The following is a 21,091-nucleotide window of genomic DNA, read 5'->3' as shown; positions in this document are numbered from 1 at the left end:
TCAATGCATACGCCGCGCGTAACGGTTTTCACCGGGAGCAACCGCACCCGCTTCATCGACGAATGCTTCCGATCGCTCGTCGCGCAGACTTTCACCGACTGGGAATGGGTGGTCATTCTCAACCAGGGATCTCGTTGGCGGCCCGAGCGGAACGACGATCGGATCCGGCTCGTTGTCCAGGACGACCTGAACGGCATTGGGGCTGTGAAGGGATACGCCTGCGCCAGGGCCGCCGGGGACATTCTGGTCGAGCTTGACGATGACGATCTGCTCAGCAGCGACTGCCTGCAAGAAATCGTCGACGCCTTCGACTCCAATCCGGAGGTGGGGTTCGTCTACAGCGACACCGCGCAGATCCAGGAGGACGGCGGCCGTTGCGAGGACCGTTTCGCGAGCTCCTTCGGCTGGCGGCACTACGACGAGAAGGTGGACGGCCGCGAGGTGCTGGTCTGCCGGGCGTTGCCGCCGACGCCGCACAATGTGAGCTACATCTGGTACGCGCCGAACCACGTGCGAGCCTTCCGCCGGGAGATCTACGAGAAGGTTGGCGGATACGACGAGTCACTCGACGTCGCGGACGACGCCGATCTCATGGCTCGGATGTACCAGGTCAGCGAGTTCCATCACATTCCGAAATGCCTGTACCTGCAGCGCATGCACGCCAAGAACACCCAACGCATTCCGGATTTCAACGCCCGTATCCAGCAGCGTACGGTCGAAATCTACGACCGGAACATCCAACATAACGCGCTGGCCTGGTCACGGCGGCAGGGACTCCTGGCGCTCGATCTGGGTGCTGCCCACAACAAGCCCGAAGGTTATCTCGGTCTCGACTGCCACGACGGGGCGGGCGTCGACATCGTCTGCGATGTGACGAAGGGAGTCGATCTACCCGATAATAGCGTGGGGGTCATTCGGGCCGTCGATTTCCTGGAACACATTCCGAACAAAATTGCACTGTTCAATGAGCTGTACCGGCTGCTCGCGCCGAACGGGATGCTGTTGTCTCTGACGCCCAGCACCGACGGTCGGGGCGCCTACCAGGATCCGACGCATGTGGCGTTCTACAACGAAAACTCGTTCTGGTATTTCACGGACGCCAACTACTCTCGGTTCGTGCCGGAAATCAAATGCCGATTCCAGGCGTCGCGGCTGGTCACGTACTTCCCGAGCGAATGGCACCAGAAGCACAACATCCCATACGTCTCCGCGAATCTCATCGCGATCAAGGACGACACCCTGCGTAACGGCGGCCTGCTGAACATATGACATGCGCACGCTCCATCAAGGGGACTCACTGAGCCATTCGGACCTTTTCTCGTAGGCAGATCAGGGCCAGTCGGGGTCCAAATCGCGTGGGCATGGTGAGAGGGCGCCGCCGCGGCGGCAGGCGCCCTCGGTGAGCAGGCTCGCGGGTCTGTCAACCGGCGTGCGTCAGTCGCAGGCTGGGAGAGGCGATGGGCCCGAGAGGCCCGCGGTGAGCCGGCCACGCCCAGCCACGTCGTCGCAGAAGTGGTCGGCCACCGACGCGATGTGGATCAATCAACGAAGATCGCCCCACCGACCTCGCGCGTCCCGCGGACCGCGCCCACCGCACCGTGGGGTCCGGGGGTCGCCCCCGGAAAGGAAGATGCGACACAAATGGCTGGCTAGATCCCGTCCGCGGTCTTTGCGGACAGCATCTAGCCAGCCATTTGTGGAGCCGAGGGGACTCGAACCCCTGACCCCCACACTGCCAGTGTGGTGCGCTACCAGCTGCGCCACGGCCCCAAATCGCACCCGGTGTCCCGGGCACTCGCGCAATATTACACATGCCCCACCCCGGGGTCATCTTGCAGGGTGGGTCAGTTGAGGGCCACATCAGCCGGGAAGTGGGCGACCGCCGACAGGATGCCGCCCTGGCGGCGCAGGACCATCGGCCACAGGTCGTCGGGGCGGTCGACGAAGGCGTCACCCGGTAGGGCGTCGAAGACGAACCACGACCCGCTGGCGATCTCTTCCTCGAGTTGGCCGGGCGACCAGCCCGAGTAGCCCGCGAAGACCCGGATGCAGGTGAGCTTCTCGCGCAGCGCGTCGGGGTCGATGGAGAGATCAAGGGTGCCGATCGATCCCGAAACCGGATGGAAGCCGCGCATCCGCGGGCGCTGGGCGCGCATGCGGGCCAGGCAGATCGCTGACTCGGGCTGGACCGGGCCGCCCTCGAAGAGCACTGCCGGGTCGCGAGCCAGCGTGCCCCAGGTGCCGAGCACGTCGGAGACCGGCACCTCGGTCGCCCGGTTGAGGACGACGCCCAGGGCGCCGCCGGGCTCGTGGGCGACCAGCATCACGACCGTGCGGTCGAAGTTGGGGTCTTTGAGTGCCGGCGTGGCCACGAGGAGTCGACCGGTCATCGACTCCATCGATCGTCCCCCGATCGCCTGACCTTCGCCGTGCACGCGCTACCCCCTGAACCCGCCGGAGGACGCCGACAACGCACGGCCGCACGGGACTAGGACACCAAATGTGACCGTCCACGCGCAACACCGCGTCCGGGCCGTCGTTGCCATGACTCGCACCCTAGCCTGACCTACGGCCATGGTTAAGGCTGACAGCCTCGGCGAGAGGGATGAAAGTGACAGCACGTCCGGAGCTTGCGGTTATCGGCGGTTCGGGTTTGTACGCGCTCCTCGACAACGCCGTCGAGCACGATGTCGAGACCCCTTATGGGAAGCCGTCGGACCCGATCACCGTGGCCAGTGTCGGCGATCGGACCGTGGCATTCCTGCCCCGGCACGGCCGCGACCACCGTTTTCCGCCGCACCGCATCCCTTACCGCGCCAACCTGTGGGCTTTGAGAGCGCTCGGCGTACGCCAGATCCTGGCACCCTGCGCCGTCGGTGGCCTGCGTCCCGAACTCGGCCCGGGCACGTTCGTGATCCCCGACCAGTTGATCGACCGCACCAACGGCCGTGTGCAGACCTACTACGACGAGGGCGCGGTGCACGTGTCGTTCGCCGACCCCTACTGCCCGGTCGGCCGCGAAACGATCGCAAAAGCAACAAACAAGCACCACATCGAAGCCGTACGCACAGGCACCATGGTCGTCGTCGAAGGGCCCCGCTTCTCCACCCGCGCCGAGTCGCGGTGGTTCACCAGCATCGGCGGCGCCGTGGTCAACATGACCGGCTACCCGGAAGCCGTCCTGGCCCGCGAACTCGCCCTCTGCTACTCCACGATCGCGCTGGTCACCGACCTCGACGCCGGTGTGGAGGGCGACCACGGTGTGACGCAGGAAGAGGTCTTCCGGGTCTTCGGGGAGAACACGGCGAAGCTGCGCGGCGTGCTGATGGACGCGCTCGCGACCATCCCGCTCGACCGTGACTGCCCGTGCGGCCACGCCCTCGACGGCCTCAAACTCCCGATCGAGCTCCCCGAAAACTAGGACACGCCCACCGGCAAAACCGTGCCGTTGAGGCCGTCGAGCACCGGCCGGTCGCCGAGCGGCTCGGTCAAGGTGACGCTCACCGGCTCGATCAATAGTTGGTCGGTGCAGGCGCCGCTGTCGTGGGTGACCGCGCCGGCGACGACGACCACGGTGGGGCGTTCGACGACGATCGGGGTGATGTCGCGGTCGCAGGCGCCGACGCCGAGCCGGTAGCGCAGCGTGAATCCCTCGACGCTGGTCACGCCCTGGGTGCTGACCATGTCGGGTGGCACGGCGCGGTTGGCCGGGGTGGCCGCCGGTGATGGGACCGGTGCCGGGTCGGCCACGGCGGCCAGGAGCACCGCGCGGTTGCCGGAGATCTCGAACCGCCAGGCCGGCACGGTCGCCACGCCGCGGCTGGTGCGCAACTCCATGGTGGTCAGCGACGCCGCCGACGTGGTCAGGCCGACGCAGTCGCCGCCGGCCGCGCTGGACACCGAACTGTCGGGGCCGCCGGACGGGTCGGGCACCGGCGGCACGCTCGGCTCGGTGCAGGGCGGCGGATCACCTTGATCCATTTTTTGGTACGCCTCCGCGGCGCTCAGCAACGGAAGCTTCAGCGTGCCGTCGCGGAAGAGCACGGTGCCCGCCGCCGGGCGGGTGGTCGGCAGCGTGGCCGTCGACTCCCACCACCCGGCCGCGAGCGCCCGCTTCTCCTCCTCGACCAGCGTGCCGTCGACGGCGGTCGGTTGCTGCAACGGCACGTACCCCCGCTGCCACGCGTCGCCGGTCGGAGACCAGGCGTTGGCCACCTCGGTCGCCCACTGCTCGACCGCCTGGTGGTCGGTTTCGGGCGGCTCGAGCCCGCCGCCGTCGCCGGCCCCGCCGGGCGAGGCGCACGCCGACAGCGCCACGACGACAACAGCACCGACAACGGCGGCGAGACGACCCGCCCGCAGAAGACTCATGGTGGTCAGACGGTTACGCGGGCCGACGGGTTCCGGAGATCACCCGATCAGGTCAGGTTTCTCCACCAATGTCGGTCTCGTACGCGTCGTAGACCAGATCGGCCCCGCGTTGTCGGTGGCGGGACAACGCCCGCAACACCTCCCCGCCGCACGCGCGCAGGTCGCCCGACCGGGATCCGGCCAGGTCGGCCCGCCGCTGCAGCGACGACATCGCGACGGCGATCGCGGCGTGCTCGCGGATCAGCAGCTTGACCCGGTGGGTCAGCCGCGGCGCGTGCTCGAGCAGTTCGGCGTAGAGCCCGTCGTCGCCCTCGGTCACCACGATGTGCTCCGCGAACGCCGCCCGCAGCGTGTGCAGGCGGGTGCTCACCCGCTCGCGCCAGCCCGGCTCGCCGATCGGCGACGCGATCGCCTGCTCGAACATCTGGATGTCACGCAGCAACGCCGCCCGGTGCCGCCGAGCCACCTGGAGCGAAACCGCATCGGTCACTATCGGTTGTGTGCCGCCCACCGCACACCTCCTGGTCTCATACGACCTCTGCACCGATGGTGACGGCGCTCACACCGCGCTGTAAAGGGGAACGGCGGAACCCGTTCGTACCACCGCGATCTTGTGGCCCATCCGCACCGCCGGACCCGCTAGCGTGGCTATCCATGAGTCGCTACGGCGCGATGTATGGGCCCGACATCACCTTCCTCGGCGTACCCCCGTGTGATCTTGATGATCGTGCGACCTGGGCCGATGCCGACGTGGTGATCCTGGGCGCGCCGTTCGACGGCGGCACCTCGCACCGGCCGGGCACCCGGTTCGGCCCGTCAGCGATGCGCAAGGCCTGCTATCTGCCGCACGACGGCTCGCGACCGGCACTCGCGTTGCGGACCGATGGGCTCAAGGACATCAGGGTGTACGACGCCGGCGACGTCGAGTGCTTCTCGGGCGACATCGAGAAGAGCGTCCGGGTGATCGAGGCGGCCGTGGCGACCATCGCCGGCGCCGGTGCGATCCCCGTCGTGCTCGGCGGCGACCACACGATCACGCTGCCCGACGTCACCGGCGTCGCCCGCGTGAAGGGCTTCGGCCGGGTCTCGGTGGTGCACTTCGACGCACACGCCGACACCGGCAACAGCGAGTTCGGCTCGCTGCTCGGCCACGGCCAGCCGATGCGCCGGCTGATCGAGTCGGGCGCGGCGCGCGGCGATCGGTTCCTCCAGATCGGGCTGCGCGGTTACTGGCCAGGTCCGCAGACGCTCGACTGGATGGCGACGCAGGGCATGCGGGCGTACGAGATGAGCGAGGTCGTCGCCCGCGGCCTGGACGTCTGCCTGACCGAGGCGTTCGCGATCGCGGTCGACGGGTGTGACGGTGTCTTCCTGTCGGTCGACATCGACGTGGTCGACCCGGGCATGGCGCCGGGCACCGGCACGCCCGAGCCCGGCGGTCTGACCTCCCGTGAACTGCTCGACGCGGTCCGCCGGGTCTGCCTGGAACTGCCGGTCGTCGGCGTCGACGTGGTCGAGGTGTCGCCGCCCTACGACCAGGCCGAGGTGACCGCGTTCCTGGCCAACCGGGTCGTGCTGGAGGCACTGTCGGCGATCGCGTTCCGCCGCGGCGGCGGCGTCTGGGACCCGGCGCGACCGTTGCTCGACGGGCGACGTACCGAATGAAATTGGTCACCGGCGATTGTCCTAACCGTCCGCACGCGGTCTGATCGGTGCATGGTCGAGGTCACCGGCACCGCCCAACGGGCCGCGTGGCAGCAGAAAGTGCTGCCGCCGGTGGAGCAGGTGCGACCGGGCCTCTGGTCGATCCCGGTGCCGATGGCCGGCAGCCCGCTGCGCTACGTGCTGGTCTACGCGCTGGCGCTGCCCGATGGGGTGGCGCTGGTCGACGCCGGCTGGCCCACCGACGACGCCTGGACCGCGCTGGTCGACGGCCTGGGTGAGTGTGGATACGCGATCACCGACGTGCGGGCGGTGCTGATCACCCACTGGCACGCCGACCATCTCGGCCTGGCTGGCACGGTGCGCGAGGCGTCCGGTGCGTGGGTCGGCATGCACCCGCTCGACGCCGCGGCGGTCAAGGGCCGCGGCGGCGGTGACCGGCGCGCCTGGGTCGAGGGCCTCAGCACGTGGGTACGCGCCCGCGGCGGTAGCGCCGACGACGTGACCGAGACGGTCGTGATGGTCGCCGACTCCCGTGGCATGCGCGCCCTGGCAGAGCCCGACCGGCTGATCGACGACGGCGACCTCCCGCTGGGCCCCGGCTCGGTCCGTGCTGTGTGGACGCCGGGACACACCGCCGGGCATCTGTGCTTTCTCGACGAGGGGCAGCGACTGCTGCTCGCCGGCGATCACGTGCTGCCCCGGATCAGCCCCAACATCACCCTCCACCCCGGACAGAGCACGGATCCCCTTGGCGATTTCCTGGAGTCGCTGACCCGCACCGGTTCGCTGCCGGTCGACGAGGTGCTGCCGGCGCACGAATACCGGTTCGCCGGGCTACCCGATCGGGTGACCGCGTTGCACGAGCACCACGCCGCCCGGTTGGCCGAGGTGACCACCCTGCTGGCCGCCGCGCCGGAGTCGACCACCTGGGAGCTGGCCGCTCAACTCACCTGGTCGCGCCCCTGGCCGCAGGTGCAGGGCATGATCCGGCGGTCCGCGGTCGGCGAGACCTACGCCCACCTGGCGCACCTCGCCCGGCTCGGCGCGGTGGCCAGGATGGACGGCGAGGTCGACCGCTGGCGGCTAGCCTGAGCCGATGAACTGGACTCTCGAAGTCGTCACCGTCCCGGTCTCCGATGTGGATCGGGCCAAGCAGTTCTACGCCGAGCAACTCGGCTTCGCGGTCGACCACGACACGGCCGGCGCCGGCTTCCGGATCGTGCAACTCACCCCGCCGGGCTCGGGTTGCTCGGTCGTGCTCGGCGTGCAGAACGGGATGGCTCCCGGCTCGCTCAAGGGCGTGCAGCTGGTCGTCAACGACCTGGAGGCGGCCCGCGCCGAGCTGGTCGCCCGCGGGGTCGAGGTCGGCGAGATCACCGTGTACGGCGCGAACGGTCCGCGTCCGCGCGAGGAGGGCGACGACCTCAACAACAACGGCTTCGTCTTCTTCGACGACCCCGACGGCAACTCGTGGACGGTGCAGCAGATCACGAACCGTCCGTGACCTGCCGCCAGCCGCTGACCCGCACCAGCACGCCGGCGGAGGTGTGCACGAGCGGCTCACCGACCGGCGTGGGCAGCCCGGCCGCTTCGACCAGGCTCTGATCGAGGCTCTTCAGCGTGCCGTGCCGCAGTGGCCAGGGACCATGCTGGGCGTCGGCGGCCACCAACGTGCCGCGCCGAACGCTGTAGAGGCGAAACCGCGCGGTGAGGAACAGGTCTAGCGCGGCGGGCTCGTCGATCGGCTGCCCGACCTCGACGGTGGCGTCGCAGCGTTGGTCACGGTCGGCATGCCGGTGGCTGCGATAGCTGTGCACCGGGCCGTCGATGCCCACCGACATGCGCGACCAGTGGTAGGGAAGCATGTAGGTCGTGCGCGCCACGACCACGGGCGCCAGGCGGTCGGCATCGAGCGAGAAGAACCAGATCCCGGAACGCCCGTCGGGCCCGCGTACGTAGGTGCGGACGTTGGTCTCGGGGAAGCGCGACAGCCAGGGCAGCGCGGGCACGTAGGGCGCGCGGACCCCCGCCATCACAAACGGAATGAGCCCGACCCAGGCGTCGCCGTCATGCGTCTCGACGGTGAGCCCGGCCGGCAGCAACGCCTGCACGGCCGGCGCGGGGTAGCGCCAGTGCAGGAAGGTCAGATCCCGCCAGGCCTGAAACATGACCGGACGCTCAACGACCGGCGATTCGCTCACCGGTCCACCGTAGCGGGATCACCGTTCCTGGCGCAGTCGCCCGATCTCGCCGCCGGGTCGAGCTCGATCCCGGCGAGGGCGGCGCGAAAGTGACTGGCATGCCGGGGGTTGACCAGATCATCTGGAGTGCCTGCCCGCCCGGGATCATCTGATGAATGCCGTCTTTGATCTGAAGAAGCCGTGCAGCGTCCGCGCCTGATGCGCGCGGATTACCCTCAAAGTGATGGATCCGGAACACGGACTTTTCGGTCGGGCGGCCGAGTGTGCGGTGCTCGATCAGGTCCTGGCAGACGTTAACGCCGGTGAGCACGCGGTGTTGGTGTTGCGCGGCGAGGCCGGTGAGGGCAAGACCGCCCTCCTCGACTATCTGGGCGACAACGCCGACGGTGCGCGGATGATTCGGGTTACCGGCGTCGAGTCCGAGATGAAGCTTCCCTATGCGGGCCTGCATCAGCTCTGCGTGTCGATGCTCCACCAACTGGACAGTCTTCCCGATCCGCAACGTGACGCGCTCTGTGTCGCGTTCGGGCTCATCGAAAGCACCGGCACGGCCCCGGATCGGTTCCTGGTCGGGTTGGCGGCGCTGACCCTGCTCTCGGAGACGGCGAGCAGCCAGCCGCTGGTCTGCATCGTCGACGACTTCCACTGGCTCGACCTTCCCTCGGCGCAGGCACTGGCCTTCGTGGCGCGGCGGCTCGGCGCCGACCCGGTCGCCCTGGTCTTCGGCGAGCGCGACCCCAGCGACGACGACGAGCTGGTTGGGCTGCCGGAACTCGTGGTGACCGGGCTCGACGACCCGGACGCGCGTGCGCTGCTGGCATCGGCGGCTCCTGGACTGCGCGATGAGCGGGTGCGGGACCGGATCCTCGCCGAGGCGCGGGGGAATCCACTGGCCATTCTGGAGCTGCCGGCTGACCTCACCTCGATGGAACTCGGCGCCTGGAACGGCCTTCCGAAGCGCGAGAGCAGGTCCGGTCAAATCGAGCAGAGCTACGAGCGGCGGATCCGCGCACTGCCGACACCGACACAGCAATTCCTGTTGCTGGCCGCGACCGAACCCGTTGGCGATCCGACGGTGCTGTGGCGGGCCGCGGCGCTGTTGGGTCTCGACGAAGACGTCGCCGTGCCCGCGGAAGCCAGCGGGTTGGTCAGTCTGGATACCCGGATCCGGTTCGCCCACCCACTCGTGCGGTCGGCAGTCCATCAGTCCGCCAGCCGCGCCGACGTGCAACGAGCGCACCGCGCGCTGGCCGAGGTGACCGATCGGCACACCGACCCCGATCGGCGGGTGTGGCATCTGGCGGCCGCGGCGACCGCGCCCGACGAAGCGCTGGCCGCGGAACTGGAGCGGTCCGCCAACCGGGCGCGGTCCCGCGGCGGGGTGGCGGCCGCGGCGATCTTTCTACGCCGGGCCACCGAACTCACGCCCGATCTGACCCGCCGCGGGCAACGGGCCCTGGCGGCCGCGCAGCAGGCCATGGTCGCGGGCGCCCCCGACGCGGCGGAGGAACTGCTCGCCACCGCGGAGATGGCTGATCTGAAGGGCCTGCAACTGGCGCGGCTGGAACGCCTGCACGCGGAACTGGTTTTCGCCCGTAGCCGGGGCACCGACGCACCGGCGCTGCTGCTCGATGCGGCTCGCCGGCTGACCCCGCTCGACCTCCCGATGGCCCGGGAGACCTACCTGGAAGCGTTGCTGGCGGCGATGTTCGCCGGTGCCGGCCGACTGGAGCCCGACGAGGGGATGCGTACCGTCGCCGAAGCGGCTCGGTCGTTGCCTTCCGACCCGGGCTCGCAAGACCTGGTGGAACTTCTTCTCGACGGCCTGTCGGCGCAGTTCACCCAGGGGTACGCGGCCGCGGCACCGACACTGCGGCGAGCGCTGGCCGCCAACCGGGCCCGGGACGGCGTCACCTTGATCTGCTTGACGTCGTCGCTGGTGGCGATGGAACTGTGGGAAGGGTCGGCCTGGCTCGACCTGCTGGGTCGGCACGTGCGCGGCGCCCGCGAAACGGGAACGTTGAGCCTGCTGCCGATGGCGCTGGACTATCTCGCGAGCTACTACGTCCAGGCCGGGGACTTCGCCACCGCCGCCGCGTTGACCGAAGAGGCGGCCGCTCTCAACGCCGCCATCCACGTGGTGCCGCCGCCCTATACGCCGACCATGTTGGCGGCTTGGCGCGGTGACCAGCCAGCCACCGGCAAGCTCACCGAGGTCGGCATCCAGGACGCGTTCCCGCGTGGTGAAGGCAGTGCGTTGGTGCTGACGGAGTACGCCTCGGCCGTGCTCAACAACGGGCTGGGCCGCTATCCCGAGGCGCTGGCCGCCGCACAGCGGGTCAGCGGCGGAGACCAACTGGTCGCCAGGTCGTGGGTGCAGGCCGAACTGGTGGAGGCGGCGGCGCGGCTGGAGCAGTGGGACGTCGGGGCGGAAGCGCTGGCGGCGCTCACCGAGCGGTCCCAGGCGAGCGGAACGTCCTGGGCGCTGGGCACCGAGGCACGCGCCCGGGCGTTGCTGAGCCGCGGCCCGGACGCCGACGATCTCTACCGCACGTCGATCGACCGGCTGCGGGACAGCGGGATGCAGGCGCACCTGGCCCGCGCGCACCTGGCGTACGGGGAGTGGCTGCGCCGCAACGACCGCCGAGCAGATGCCCGCGACCAGCTGAGGCGGGCGCACGACCTGCTCTCGCACATGGGTGCGGCGGCCTTCGCCGAGCGGGCCCGCAACGAACTGCTGGCGACCGGCGAGACCGTGCGCAAGCGCACCCCGGACACCGCGCTCGATCTCACGCCTCAGGAGTCGCTGATCGCGTCGCTGGCCCGGGACGGGCAGACCAACCAGGAGATCGGCGCGGAGCTGTTCATCAGCCCTCGTACGGTCGAATGGCATTTGCGGAAGGTCTTCGCGAAGCTCGCCATCAGCTCACGCCGCGAACTCCGCGACACTCCGCTCGAAGCGCACATGGCCGCCGTCTGACGCTTGCTGGTTTCCCCGGAAACGGACACCCGGGCACACGTGCGGGGCTCCTCGGCCCGATCCCCGTGCACGCGTGACCCGACCCCGGGGCCCGGCGACCCGGGTTGACGACGGGCCTGAAGCCGGCGGCGCGAAACGACAGTGGGTGGGCAAGCACGACAGCCGAGCCCAAGGAGCCTTCCCGGTGTTGACCAGCCCCCCAGCCGACCACACCATCGCCCAGGCCATCGCCCACGACGAGTTGCGGCTGTTCTACCAGCCCATCGTGCGCGCCACTGATGGCGCGGTCGTGGCCGTGGAGGCCCTGGTGCGGTGGCAGCACCCGACACTCGGCCTGCTGACCCCCGACCGGTTCCTGCACAAGGCCGACCGCGACGGGCAACTGCCGTTGCTGGACCGCTGGGTCCTGCACCGCGCCTGCCAGGACCTGGCCGACCTGGGCCCGGCGGCGCCGGATCACGTCAACGTCAACCTTTCCGCGCCGACGCTGGCGACCGACTTCACCGAGCCGGTCACCACCGCGCTGGAGCGGACGGGCCTGGCGGCACACCGGCTGCGGCTGGAACTGTCCGAATGCGCCGACCTCAACACGCTGACGCACGCGGAGAAGCACCTCAAGGGCCTGGTCGAGCGCGGCGTCGGTGTCGCTCTCGACGACATGGGCACCGGTTCGACCGACCTGCGTTGCCTGTCCCGGCTGGCGGTGCACGGCATCAAGATAGACAAGGAGTTCGTCTCAGGCATGCTGACCAACCCGCGCGACCACGCCATCGTCAAGCTGCTCACCGAGATGGCACACGGCCTGCGCCTGCACGTGACGGCCGAAGGCGTCGAGACCGCCGAACAGTTGGCCGCGCTCACCCGCCTCGGCGTGTGCTATGTGCAGGGTTACCACCTCGCGCCGCCGCTGACGCTCGCCGAACTGACCAGCACCATTCTCACGGCATGAACCGCAAGCATCGACTCCCGGAGGTAGGCATGAAGACGATCCGCTCGGCTTACGGACGCGACATTCTCCGCACCGGTGGCGTCGGGGTCACCACCATCAAGCCCAGGGACTCACCCGCACTAGCTTCTCTTGAGTACGTCGGCGACCTCACCGCTGCCGACCTCGGACAGCAGCGCCAGCGACGCGTGCCATTGCTCGCGGGCGATCGTGCCGAGGCCGTTGGCGCGGGCGATGTCGCCAAGCAGACGAAGAACCCGGGCCTCGCCCAGCCGGTGGCCGGTCGCCCGGTGGGTGACCAGTGCCTGCTGTCCACATTCGACAGCGCGGTCGATGTCGCCGGTCTGTAGGTGGATGCTCCCGAGCAGGAGATAGGCGTTGCCGGCCGGGATGCGGTGGCCCGCCCGGCGCGCGTCGGCCAGCGCGGCGGCCGCGACCGTGGCCGCCTGGGTCAGGTCGCCGGTGTCACGCAGGGCGGCCGCCAGACCGACGTTGGCGCGGGTGCGGACATACTCGCTGCCGGCGCCCAGCAGGGCCAGGCCCTGACGGTGTTCGTCGACGGCCTGGTCGGGACGGCCCAGCCAGTGGTGGACGGTGGCGAGCACCGAGAGGATGTCGCCCTCGACCATCGGGTCGGCCGCCTCGCGGGCCTTGTCCAGCGCGGCCTCCGCGTTGGCCAGGGCCAGCGTGAGCTCGCCGCGGTCGCGCTGCACGGTCGCGAGACCGCCCAGCAGGTGGGCCTGCGAGTAGGCCTTGCCGACGTCGGACTGCAACTCCATCGCGGCCCGGAAACGGTCGGCGGCGGTCGGTTCGCCGAGCAGGTGTTCCACCGCGGCGAGGTTGTTGAGCGCGATCATCTGGCCGACCCGGGAGCCGATCTCCTCGTGCATCGCCAGCGCGGTCACGCAGTAGTCGGCGGCCCGGCGCAGCTCGCCGAGATCGTGGTAGAGCCCGCCGAGGGTGATCAGGGTGCTGGCCTCGCCCGGCCGGAAACCGTTGGCGCGGTGCAGTTCCAGGGCCCGCTCACTGCGCCGGGCCGCCCCGGCGAAGTCGCCCATGTTCTTCAGCACCACGCCGAGGTTGCCGGATGCCGCGGCCTGGCCGTGCGACCAGCCGGCGCGGTCGCTCAGGTCGGCCGCCGTGTCGAACTCGGCCGCCGCCTCCGCCAGATGGCCCTGGCTCTGCTGTGCCAGCGCGATGCTGGTGTGCATCGCCGCCTGCGCCCGCAGGTCTCCTTCGCGCTCGGCGGCGTCGAGGCTGGCGTTGACCGCGGCGAGCCAGTCGACGGTGTGGCTGGTCTGCCAGAAATAGCCGCGCAGCGCGTCGGTCAGCTCCCACGAACCGCGAGCCGGGCCGGCTGTCGCGGCGTGCCCGATCGCGGCGAGCAGGTTGCGATGTTCGGCGTCGAGCCAGGCCAGCGCCGCGGGGTTGGCGGCGAACTCGTCGACCTTGGGCAGATCGGCGAGGGGTAGGCGGACCATGTGCGGGTAGAGCAGCCGGCCGGCGGCGTCAGCGGTTGCCAGGTAGTAGGCGTGCAGGCGACCGACCGCCGCTTTCGCTTCGGCTGGGTCGGTCAACTCACGGGCGTACGCGCGGAGCAGGTCATGCAGCCCGAACCGCCCCGGCCGGGGCACGGTGACCAGGTGGGCGGCCACCAGGCCCGCCAGGGCGGCATCGACAGGCGAGCCGGCCAGCGCGGCGGCGCCGGCCGCGGAGACGTCGGTGCCCGGCACGGCACCCAGCACGCGGAACAGGTCGCGTTCCACAAGAGACAGCCGGACGTAGGAAGCGCGGAAGGCGGCCCGTACCCCGGAAAGCTCGTCGCCCTCGATCGCCAACCGGTCGAGCGGGCCCTGATCGAGCGCGCGGACATAGCCGTCGAGGGTGGCCGTCGGTGAGGCGTCGAGCTGCGCGGCCGCGATCCGCACGGCGAGCGGCAGCAGGCCGCAGGCGCGCACCAGGGCCACGGCGGCGTCGGGCTCGGCGTCGACCCGGGACCCACCGATGATGGTGCGCAGCAGCAGCACCGCCTCCGGCTCGGTGAGCAGGTCGACGGTCAGCCTTCGGGCGCCGTGGCTGGCGGTGAGGCCGCCGAGCTGGGCCCGGCTGGTCACCACGACGACGCAGGAGGGTGAGCCGGGCAGCAGCGGGCGGACCTGTTCGGCGGTCGCCGCGTTGTCGAGCACGATCAGCACCCGGCGGCCGGCGAGCTCGCTGCGGTAGAGGGCGCCGGCTTCGTCGAGGTCGGTGGGGATGCGGTCACCGGGAAGGCCGAGGGCGCGCAGGAAGCGGGCCAGCGCGTCGACCGGGCGCACCGGCGGGACGGTCTCATAGCCGCGGAGGTTGACGAACAGCTGCCCGTCGGGGAACCGGTCGGCGACCCGATGCGCCCAGCGGACGGCGAGCGCGGTCTTGCCGACCCCACCGGCGCCGTCGATCGCGGAGACGACCACCGTCGTGCGGCCGTCGCCGACGAGCGTGTCGAGCTGGTCGAGCAGCGCGGCGCGGCCGACGAAATCCGGCACGGCGGCCGGCAGTTGGGAGAGCCGGGCAGCCGCAGCGGGCCGCAGAGCCGGGTCGTCGCGGAGGATCGCGGTGTGCAGGTGCCGGAGTGACTCGCCGGGGTCGAGGCCGAGGTCGTCGCGGATCCGGTCGCGGGCCCTGGTGTAGACGTCGAGCGCCTCGGCCCGCCGGCCGTCGCGGAACAGCGCCGTCATCAGGTGGGCGGTCAACCGCTCGTCGAGGGGCGCGCCGGCGGACAGGTCGGTCAGCTCGCCGATCAGCTCGGCGTGCCGGCCGGCCTCGAGGTCGGCGACGATGCGCAGGTCGAGGGCGGTCTTGCGGGCCTCTTCGAGGCGGGCGCCGAGCCGCTCGCGGCCGGGGCCGATGCCGTCGAGGGCCGGACCCTGCCAGAGGGCCACCGCCCGGCGGAGCAGGTCTCCACGCGAGAGCGGGTCGGTGGTCTCCCGGGCCCGGGCGACCAGGTCGCTGAACCGGTGGGCGTCGACCGACCGCGGGTCGACCTGGATGCGGTAGGCGCCGTTGTGCAGCTCGATCCGGGCGCCGTCGCCGAGCAGCGCGCGCAGCCGGGAGATGTAGGTCTGTAGGACGGCCCGCGCCCCGCGCGGCGGCTCGCCCGACCAGAGCAGCTCGACCAGTCGGCCCACGGGCACGAGTTGGCCCGGCTCGAGCAGCAGGATGGCGAGGACGCAGCGTTCCTGCCGGCGACCGATCCCGAGGGTGGTGTCGCCATCGACGACTTCGACCGGACCGAGCAGGCGGAACTCCACGCCGACCGACTGTATAGCTGCCCACCACGGTGGGGAAGTCCGGGTGGTAAGCGATCCGGTAGGCGGTATGCGCCACGCTGTGACGTGACGGGGGGCAGCGAGCCGATCGCTCGCTGCGGTCGGCGGCGGTGGAGTGACCTAAAGCCCGGCGTCCCGGGCCCGGGCCACCGCCGCCGCGCGGTCGGCCACCCGGAGCTTCGCGAAGACGTTGGAGACGTTGTTGCGGACCGTCTTCTCGGTCAGGCCGAGCCGGGCGGCGATCGTCGCGTTGGCGGCGCCGGTGGCCATCAGCGTCAGGATCTCGCGTTCGCGGGTGGTCAACTCCGGGAACGGGACCGCGGCCGGAGCCGCGGCGCCGGTGGCGAAAAAGCGGGTCAGCCGGGCCGCGATCGCGGGGCCGAAGATGGCCTCGCCGTTGGCGACCACCTGGATCGCGCGGAGGATCTCGGCCGGGTCGGCGCCCTTGAGCACGTAGCCGCGGGCGCCCGCCCGCATCGCCGCGAAGACCGAGTCGTCTTCGTCGACCATCGTCACCACCAGGATGGCCACCGAGGGGGCGGTGCGCAGGATGTGCCGGGTGGCCTCGACGCCGCTGCGGCCAGGCATCCGCAGGTCCATCACCACCACGTCGGGGCGTTCGGCCAGGGTGACCTCGACCGCCTCGTCGCCGTCGCCGGCCACGCCGACCAGGGTCACGCCCGGCGCGTCCTGGATCAGGGCGCGCAGGCCCTCGCGGAACAGCGGGTGGTCGTCGGCGACCACAACCCGGACGGTCATGGCGCCGTCAGCGGTAGGTCGGCGACCACCAGCGTGCCGCCGGACGGGCCCGGGCCGATCACGAACGAGCCGCCCACCTCGGCCGCCCGCTCGCGCATCGACGCGATGCCCACCCCGGCGCGATAGCCGTCGGGGATGCCGCCGCCGGCGTCGGCGATCCGCAACACCAGGCGGCCGGCCGACGACACGGTCACCGTGACCGGGGCGCCGGGTGCGTGCCGGCTGGCGTTGGCCAGCGCCTCCAGCGCGATCCGGTAGGCGGCCACCTCGACCGCCGCGGGCAGGGGCGGCAGGTCGGCGACCTCGACGTCGGCACAGCCGAGCCGGAGCGCCTGCTCACGGACCGCCCCGGCCAGGCCGAGCTCGTCGAGCACCGGCGGGCGCAGGTCGTAGACGATCCGGCGGATGTCGGCGACGGCCCGCTGGGCTTCGCCGCGGAGCAGATCGAGCCGGTCGGCGTCGGCTTGAGCGCCGGCCGGCAGCGCCCGCCGAACGGTGTCGATGCCGAGGGCGATGCCGGCCAGCGTCGGGCCGAGGCCGTCGTGCAGGTCGCGGCGCAGCCGGCGGCGTTCCTCCTCGCGCGCGGTGACCAGCCGCTCGCGCGAGTGCCGCAACTCGGCGGCCAGGGTCACCGCGTGTGCGACGACGGCCACCTGCCGGCTCAGGTTGGCCAGCAGTGCCTCGTCGGCGAGGGTGAAGTCGGCGTGCCGGCTCTGCAGCACCAGCCGCCCGATCGTCTCGCCCGCGAACGGCAGCGGGAGTTCGCGGACCGGCTCCGGGCCGCGCCGGCCGTGGGTGGCCACCACCGAGCCGGCGACCTCGACTTCCACATAGGACAGACGAAGGGCGTCGGCGACGGTGCCGGCGGCGGCGGCGAGTGCTTCGTCGGGCGCGCCGGCCGCGTCGAGCCGTTCACCGAGCCGGGCCAGGGCGGCGGCCGGTTCGTCGCGCAGGCCGTACACCAGCCGGTTGACCTGTCTTTGCAGCACGTCGCGTAGCGGGAGGGCGGCGAGCGCCGCGATCGCGCCGCCGGCGATCTGGCCGACCGCGAGGGCCGCTCCGGCGTAGACCGCGAGCACGACCGCGGTCAGCGCGCCGTAGACCAGCGTCCGGCTGACCACGACCCGGGTGTCGAACAGCCCGTAGCGCACGATCCCGACCCAGGCCGCGACGCCGAGCACGACCGGCCCGGTGTTCTCCAGCACCGAGATCTGGGCGGTGTCGCCGGAGGTCATGCCGACGGCGAGGCACGCGAAGAACGTTGCCGCGCAACCGAAACCGGCGTAGGCCGCGAGCCGCATCGCCGCGCCTCGGTCGCCGCCCGCGGCGCGCGCCTTGCGCAGCAACGACCATGCGGCGAGCGCGATCATCGGCCCGAGCAACAGGACCACGACCAGGAGCGCGGAAACCCAGCCGCCCAGCGAGAGCGGGTTGGGCACGTCGGGCTGGTCGATCAGGGTCGGCGAACACAACCCATAGATCAGGAGCAACACCAGGGCGATGGCGTACGCCCAGGCGAGCGCGCGCCGCCGGCCGGAGCCCAGCCGGCCGTCGGGGAACAGCAGCACCCCGAACAGCGCGGCCAGCGGAACGGCGAGCACCGTCAGCCCACCGGACACCAGCTCGAGGGCGATGCCGCCGATCAGGTGCAGCAGGTTGGCCAGCGGCAGGGTGACGCCGGAGACGAGGAAGATCCAGCCGACCGGGTTGGCCGGCTCGCGGCGGGCCATCGCCGCGCCGACCACGGCGACCGGCAGGTAGGCCGCCGCGCTCGCGGTCAGCCACGCGTCGAGCCCGGAGACCTGGCCGCGGATGGCCAGCAGCACGCCGGCGATCGCGGCGGCCACCGCCACCGCGACGCCGAGCCGGATCGCCGCGTTACGCATGATTCCTGATTGTGCGGCCGCCGGCCGGGCCGCGGAATCGGCCCGACCGGCGGTCATCTCAAGCCGCCACACGTTCGGGGACCGGCTTCGCGGCGATCCGCGCCGGCAGGTCCCATTCCGCGTCGGGCGTGCGGGCCAGGATGACGGCGCAGGCGACCGTGGCGATGGAGAGCAGCCCGTAGGCGATCGCGTCGACCGCCGGCCCGATGCCCATCGCGACCGCGTGCAGGAACGGGCTGGCGCCGAAGAGGATGCCGACCCAGGCCGGCACCGCGCGCGACCGCCAGAGCCCGATGCCGAGCACCAGCATGCCGACGAGGTGGCCGAGCACGAAGACCATGAGCAGGGTGTTGTAGACGGCGTCACCGGTGACGGCGTCGAGCAGCGCGGCGACGGTGTCCCGGTCTTCCATCCGGGAGCCGAACCAGTAGGCGGCCTCGACCCCACCGATGCTGGCGATCCCGGCCGACCAGGCCAGGAACGACAGCGCGCCGCCGACGGCCGCGAGCCGGGGAGCGCCACGCCGGGCCATCCTGGCCGCGTAGAGCACGGTGAGGGGCATGAGCAGGATCAACAGCCAGACGAGGGTACGCGCCGGCGCGGCCGGGATGGCGTGCGTGGCCACGTCGGCGAGCTGGCTGGCGGCCGGCGCGTCCTCGTCGAAGTGCGGCTCGGTCAGCGTGCCGGCGACCAGCGCCAGCGGCGCGAGCACCAGGCAAGCGGCGCCGGTGAAGCGGGAGAGGGCTCGGGTGTCCACGATGGTGTCCCTTCCTTCGGAGGTGTGGACAGCAGCGTCCGCCGCACCGTGACCCGGGCGGCAGAGTCACCGGTCCCGGGACACCCGGGAAATGCGGGGGTGCCCGCCCCCGTTGGCGGGCACCCCCGGCTCCCTCAGCGGACCGAGACCAGCTCCGGCGCGGGTGCGTTCTCGGTTTCGGTCAGGCCGATCCGAGCGTGGATGCGGGCCAGCCAGGCCGGCGCCCACCAGTTGTAGCGGCCCAGCAGGGTCATGGTCGCCGGCACCAGCAGCATCCGGACGATCGTCGCGTCGAGCAGCACGGCCAGCACGAGGCCCAGGCCGATCGAGCGGATCGGCACGAAGCCGCCGGCCACGAAGCCCGCGAAGACGACCGCCAGCAGCAGCGCCGCCGCCGTGACGATCCGGCCGGTGAGCTGGAGTCCCTCGGCCACCGCGACCTCCGGCCGGGCGCCGGCCAGCCAGCGCTCCCGCATCCGGGACAGCAGGAACACCTCGTAGTCGACGGACAGGCCGAACGCGATGGCCGCGACGAGGACCGGGACGGTCAGGTTGGTGCCGTCCAGCGGCGCGAGACCGAGGTGGCCCTGCTGGAAGACCCAGACGACGGCACCGAGCGCGGCACCGATGCTGAGCAGGTTGGTCAGCACGGCCTTGATGGGCAACACGATCGAGCCGGTGAACAGGAACAGCAGGACCAGCGTGCCGAGCGCGACCAGCGCGATCGCCCAGGGGAGCCGCTCGGCCAGCATGCCCCGGTAGTCGATCAACCGGGCCGCGTCGCCGCCGGCCAGCTTGTCGCCCGGCAGGTCGCGCACGGCCTGGGCGACCGCGTCCTGCTGGGGCTGGTCGACATCGGCCTGGACCAGGGTCAGGTTGCCGAGCGCGGAGACCTCGACCTCGCGTACCCCTGGCATGGTCTGGATCTGATCCCGCAACATCGTGGCCGTCGCCGCGTCCGGCACGATGGCCGAGACCTCGTCGGGTCGGACCTCGTCGGGGAAATGGACGGCCAACTCGTCGTAGAGGGCGCGGGTCTGGGTGGTCGCGGGCAGCAGTCGGGCGTCACCCGCCGCCAGCCGCATGTCGAGCACCGGGATCGCGATGAACAGCATCGCGGCCAGCACGGTCAGTGCGGTCACCAGCGGCCGGCGCTGCACGATCCGGGCCAGCCGGGCGAACACGCCGGCACTGGCCGGCCGCGGCGCGCGGGCCTTGATCCGCTTGCCGAAGAGCGCTAGCAGCGCGGGCAGCAGCGTCAGCGCGGCCAGCATGTCGAGCAGGACGACCGCGGTGCCAGCGATGCCCATCGAGCGCAGGAACGGGTCCGGGAAGACGGTCAGCCCGGCCAGCGCGACCGCGACGGTCAGGCCGGAGAACAGCACGGTACGGCCGGCGGTGCCGGCTGTCCGGAGCACGGCGGCGCCCACCTCCGGGTCGATGGCCCGCTCCTCGCGGAACCGGTAGACGATCAGCAGGGCGTAGTCGACGGCCAGGCCGACCGCGAGCATCGTGACGATCTGGATCGAGTAGACGGACACGTCGGTGACCTGGCTGAACGCGAAGAGCAGGCCGAAGGTGCCGCCGACGCCGACCACCGCGATGATCAGCGGCAGTCCCGCGGCGAGCAGGCCGCCGAAGACGATCAGCAGCAGCAGCAACATGATCGGCGTGCTGAAGATCTCGGCGCGGGCCACGTCGCGGGCCGCCTGCTCGCTGAACTCGTCTTCGCTGAGCGACCCGCCGGACACCGTGACCGTGCCGCCGGCCAGGCCGGTGCCGGCGCGGATGCGTTCGGCCGCCTGCCCGGCGACCTCGTCGGCGCCGTCGGCGAGGTCCATCGTGACGGTGAACAACACGGCGCGGCCGGTCTCCGGCGCGGGCACCGGCGGGCTCACGTCGGCCACCCCGGGCATCGCCCGGACGTCGGCGCTGACCCGGTCGATCGCGGCGGTGACGGCCGGGTCGGCGGCGTCGATGCCGCTGACGACCGCGGTGATCCGCTCGGGTTCCGGCGCGAGCGTCTCGCCGAGGTCGCTGGCCCGGTCCGACTCGCTGCCGGGCACCACGCCGACATCGCCGACGAGCCGTTCGAAGACGCCGACCCCGACGGTGAAGCCGGCGCCGACGACGGCCAGCCAGATCAGCAGAACGATGACCGGGCGGCGTACGGAGAAACGTGCCAGTGAGGTTGTCATGCCATCGATCCAACGCATTT

16 protein-coding genes and 1 tRNA gene are annotated in these 21,091 nt (G+C 71.3%); 7 read left to right on the top strand and 10 right to left on the bottom strand.

The genetic code is table 11. From position 1 onward, the window contains the following. Positions 1-3: 3 nt before the first annotated feature. Positions 4-1,269: a glycosyltransferase gene (locus DFJ67_RS04435; RefSeq protein WP_116066707.1), complete on the top strand. Its 1,266-nt coding sequence runs from the start codon at positions 4-6 to the stop codon at positions 1,267-1,269. A 428-nt stretch (positions 1,270-1,697) separates the two neighbouring features. On the opposite strand, the gene DFJ67_RS04430 is transcribed toward DFJ67_RS04435, so the two are convergent. Together DFJ67_RS04430 and DFJ67_RS04425 are read right to left on the bottom strand one after the other, a co-directional pair. Continuing rightward, positions 1,698-1,770: transfer RNA gene (locus DFJ67_RS04430), tRNA-Ala, on the bottom strand. A 74-nt stretch (positions 1,771-1,844) separates the two neighbouring features. After that, positions 1,845-2,435: a YqgE/AlgH family protein gene (locus tag DFJ67_RS04425; protein WP_239096934.1), complete on the bottom strand. Its 591-nt coding sequence runs from the start codon at positions 2,433-2,435 to the stop codon at positions 1,845-1,847. A 176-nt stretch (positions 2,436-2,611) separates the two neighbouring features. On the opposite strand from DFJ67_RS04425, the gene DFJ67_RS04420 reads away from it, so the two are divergent. Further along, positions 2,612-3,421: an S-methyl-5'-thioadenosine phosphorylase gene (locus DFJ67_RS04420; RefSeq protein WP_409362880.1), complete on the top strand. Its 810-nt coding sequence runs from the start codon at positions 2,612-2,614 to the stop codon at positions 3,419-3,421. On the opposite strand, the gene DFJ67_RS04415 is transcribed toward DFJ67_RS04420, so the two are convergent. Both DFJ67_RS04415 and DFJ67_RS04410 read right to left on the bottom strand, forming a co-directional pair. Then, positions 3,418-4,371 carry a hypothetical protein gene (locus tag DFJ67_RS04415; protein ID WP_147315414.1) on the bottom strand — a complete coding sequence of 318 codons (954 nt, stop codon included), beginning with the start codon at positions 4,369-4,371 and terminating at the stop codon, positions 3,418-3,420. The genes DFJ67_RS04420 and DFJ67_RS04415 overlap by 4 nt on opposite strands. Before the next feature lie 52 nt (positions 4,372-4,423). Beyond that, complete coding sequence (locus tag DFJ67_RS04410) at positions 4,424-4,861, bottom strand: hypothetical protein (RefSeq protein ID WP_147315413.1); 438 nt, start codon at positions 4,859-4,861, stop codon at positions 4,424-4,426. A 164-nt stretch (positions 4,862-5,025) separates the two neighbouring features. On the opposite strand from DFJ67_RS04410, the gene speB reads away from it, so the two are divergent. Genes speB through DFJ67_RS04395 form a run of 3 tightly spaced genes read left to right on the top strand, consistent with a single transcriptional unit; the run spans position 5,026 to position 7,540 of the window. Further along, complete coding sequence (gene speB, locus DFJ67_RS04405; RefSeq protein WP_116066702.1) at positions 5,026-6,036, top strand: agmatinase; 1,011 nt, start codon at positions 5,026-5,028, stop codon at positions 6,034-6,036. 51 nt (positions 6,037-6,087) lie between these two features. Further along, positions 6,088-7,128 carry an MBL fold metallo-hydrolase gene (locus DFJ67_RS04400; RefSeq protein WP_116066701.1) on the top strand — a complete coding sequence of 347 codons (1,041 nt, stop codon included), beginning with the start codon at positions 6,088-6,090 and terminating at the stop codon, positions 7,126-7,128. Positions 7,129-7,132: 4 nt separating this feature from the next. Next, positions 7,133-7,540: a VOC family protein gene (locus DFJ67_RS04395; RefSeq protein WP_116066700.1), complete on the top strand. Its 408-nt coding sequence runs from the start codon at positions 7,133-7,135 to the stop codon at positions 7,538-7,540. Here the strand turns inward: DFJ67_RS04395 and DFJ67_RS04390 are convergent. Beyond that, complete coding sequence (locus DFJ67_RS04390) at positions 7,524-8,237, bottom strand: YqjF family protein (RefSeq protein WP_203783013.1); 714 nt, start codon at positions 8,235-8,237, stop codon at positions 7,524-7,526. The two genes, DFJ67_RS04395 and DFJ67_RS04390, sit on opposite strands and share 17 nt — an antisense overlap. A gap of 223 nt (positions 8,238-8,460) precedes the next feature. On the opposite strand from DFJ67_RS04390, the gene DFJ67_RS04385 reads away from it, so the two are divergent. Both DFJ67_RS04385 and DFJ67_RS04380 read left to right on the top strand, forming a co-directional pair. Then, a complete protein-coding gene (locus DFJ67_RS04385) occupies positions 8,461-11,217 on the top strand; it encodes an ATP-binding protein (RefSeq protein WP_116066699.1) in 2,757 nt (918 codons plus the stop codon). A 187-nt stretch (positions 11,218-11,404) separates the two neighbouring features. Further along, on the top strand, positions 11,405-12,166 hold the full coding sequence (locus tag DFJ67_RS04380; protein WP_170215740.1) for an EAL domain-containing protein: 762 nt from the start codon (positions 11,405-11,407) through the stop codon (positions 12,164-12,166). Positions 12,167-12,285: 119 nt separating this feature from the next. On the opposite strand, the gene DFJ67_RS04375 is transcribed toward DFJ67_RS04380, so the two are convergent. The 5 genes from DFJ67_RS04375 to DFJ67_RS04355 all read right to left on the bottom strand — a co-directional run bounded on the left by DFJ67_RS04375 (position 12,286) and on the right by DFJ67_RS04355 (position 21,071). Next, positions 12,286-15,453 (bottom strand): AfsR/SARP family transcriptional regulator, encoded by a 3,168-nt coding sequence (locus DFJ67_RS04375; protein WP_116066697.1) that lies wholly within the window; start codon positions 15,451-15,453, stop codon positions 12,286-12,288. 138 nt (positions 15,454-15,591) lie between these two features. After that, a complete protein-coding gene (locus tag DFJ67_RS04370; RefSeq protein WP_116066696.1) occupies positions 15,592-16,230 on the bottom strand; it encodes a response regulator transcription factor in 639 nt (212 codons plus the stop codon). Beyond that, the gene (locus tag DFJ67_RS04365) at positions 16,227-18,116 is read right to left on the bottom strand and encodes a sensor histidine kinase (RefSeq protein ID WP_147315412.1); all 1,890 of its coding nucleotides are present in this window, start codon (positions 18,114-18,116) and stop codon (positions 16,227-16,229) included. Before DFJ67_RS04365 ends, DFJ67_RS04370 begins: the two co-directional genes overlap by 4 nt. A gap of 58 nt (positions 18,117-18,174) precedes the next feature. Then, positions 18,175-18,873, bottom strand: coding sequence for a hypothetical protein (locus DFJ67_RS04360; RefSeq protein ID WP_116066694.1), 699 nt, complete (start codon positions 18,871-18,873; stop codon positions 18,175-18,177). A 134-nt stretch (positions 18,874-19,007) separates the two neighbouring features. Further along, entirely contained in the window at positions 19,008-21,071 is a 2,064-nt protein-coding gene (locus tag DFJ67_RS04355) for an MMPL family transporter (protein ID WP_116066693.1), read from the bottom strand. Positions 21,072-21,091 lie beyond the last annotated feature (20 nt).

This window comes from Asanoa ferruginea, assembly GCF_003387075.1.
Lineage (GTDB): Bacteria > Actinomycetota > Actinomycetes > Mycobacteriales > Micromonosporaceae > Asanoa > Asanoa ferruginea.
The sequence above is the reverse complement of the archived record's forward strand: the minus strand, read 5'-3'. Positions and strand labels throughout refer to the sequence as shown.

What these genes read in the sequence shown, in the direction of transcription:
- DFJ67_RS04365 (WP_147315412.1), bottom strand. Translation starts at nt 18,116, where the DNA reads ATGCGTAACGCGGCGATCCGGCTCGGCGTCGCGGTGGCGGTGGCCGCC.
- DFJ67_RS04400 (WP_116066701.1), top strand. Translation starts at nt 6,088, where the DNA reads ATGGTCGAGGTCACCGGCACCGCCCAACGGGCCGCGTGGCAGCAGAAA.
- DFJ67_RS04415 (WP_147315414.1), bottom strand. Translation starts at nt 4,371, where the DNA reads ATGAGTCTTCTGCGGGCGGGTCGTCTCGCCGCCGTTGTCGGTGCTGTT.
- DFJ67_RS04385 (WP_116066699.1), top strand. Translation starts at nt 8,461, where the DNA reads ATGGATCCGGAACACGGACTTTTCGGTCGGGCGGCCGAGTGTGCGGTG.
- DFJ67_RS04395 (WP_116066700.1), top strand. Translation starts at nt 7,133, where the DNA reads ATGAACTGGACTCTCGAAGTCGTCACCGTCCCGGTCTCCGATGTGGAT.
- DFJ67_RS04355 (WP_116066693.1), bottom strand. Translation starts at nt 21,071, where the DNA reads ATGACAACCTCACTGGCACGTTTCTCCGTACGCCGCCCGGTCATCGTT.
- DFJ67_RS04370 (WP_116066696.1), bottom strand. Translation starts at nt 16,230, where the DNA reads ATGACCGTCCGGGTTGTGGTCGCCGACGACCACCCGCTGTTCCGCGAG.
- speB (WP_116066702.1), top strand. Translation starts at nt 5,026, where the DNA reads ATGAGTCGCTACGGCGCGATGTATGGGCCCGACATCACCTTCCTCGGC.
- DFJ67_RS04435 (WP_116066707.1), top strand. Translation starts at nt 4, where the DNA reads ATGCATACGCCGCGCGTAACGGTTTTCACCGGGAGCAACCGCACCCGC.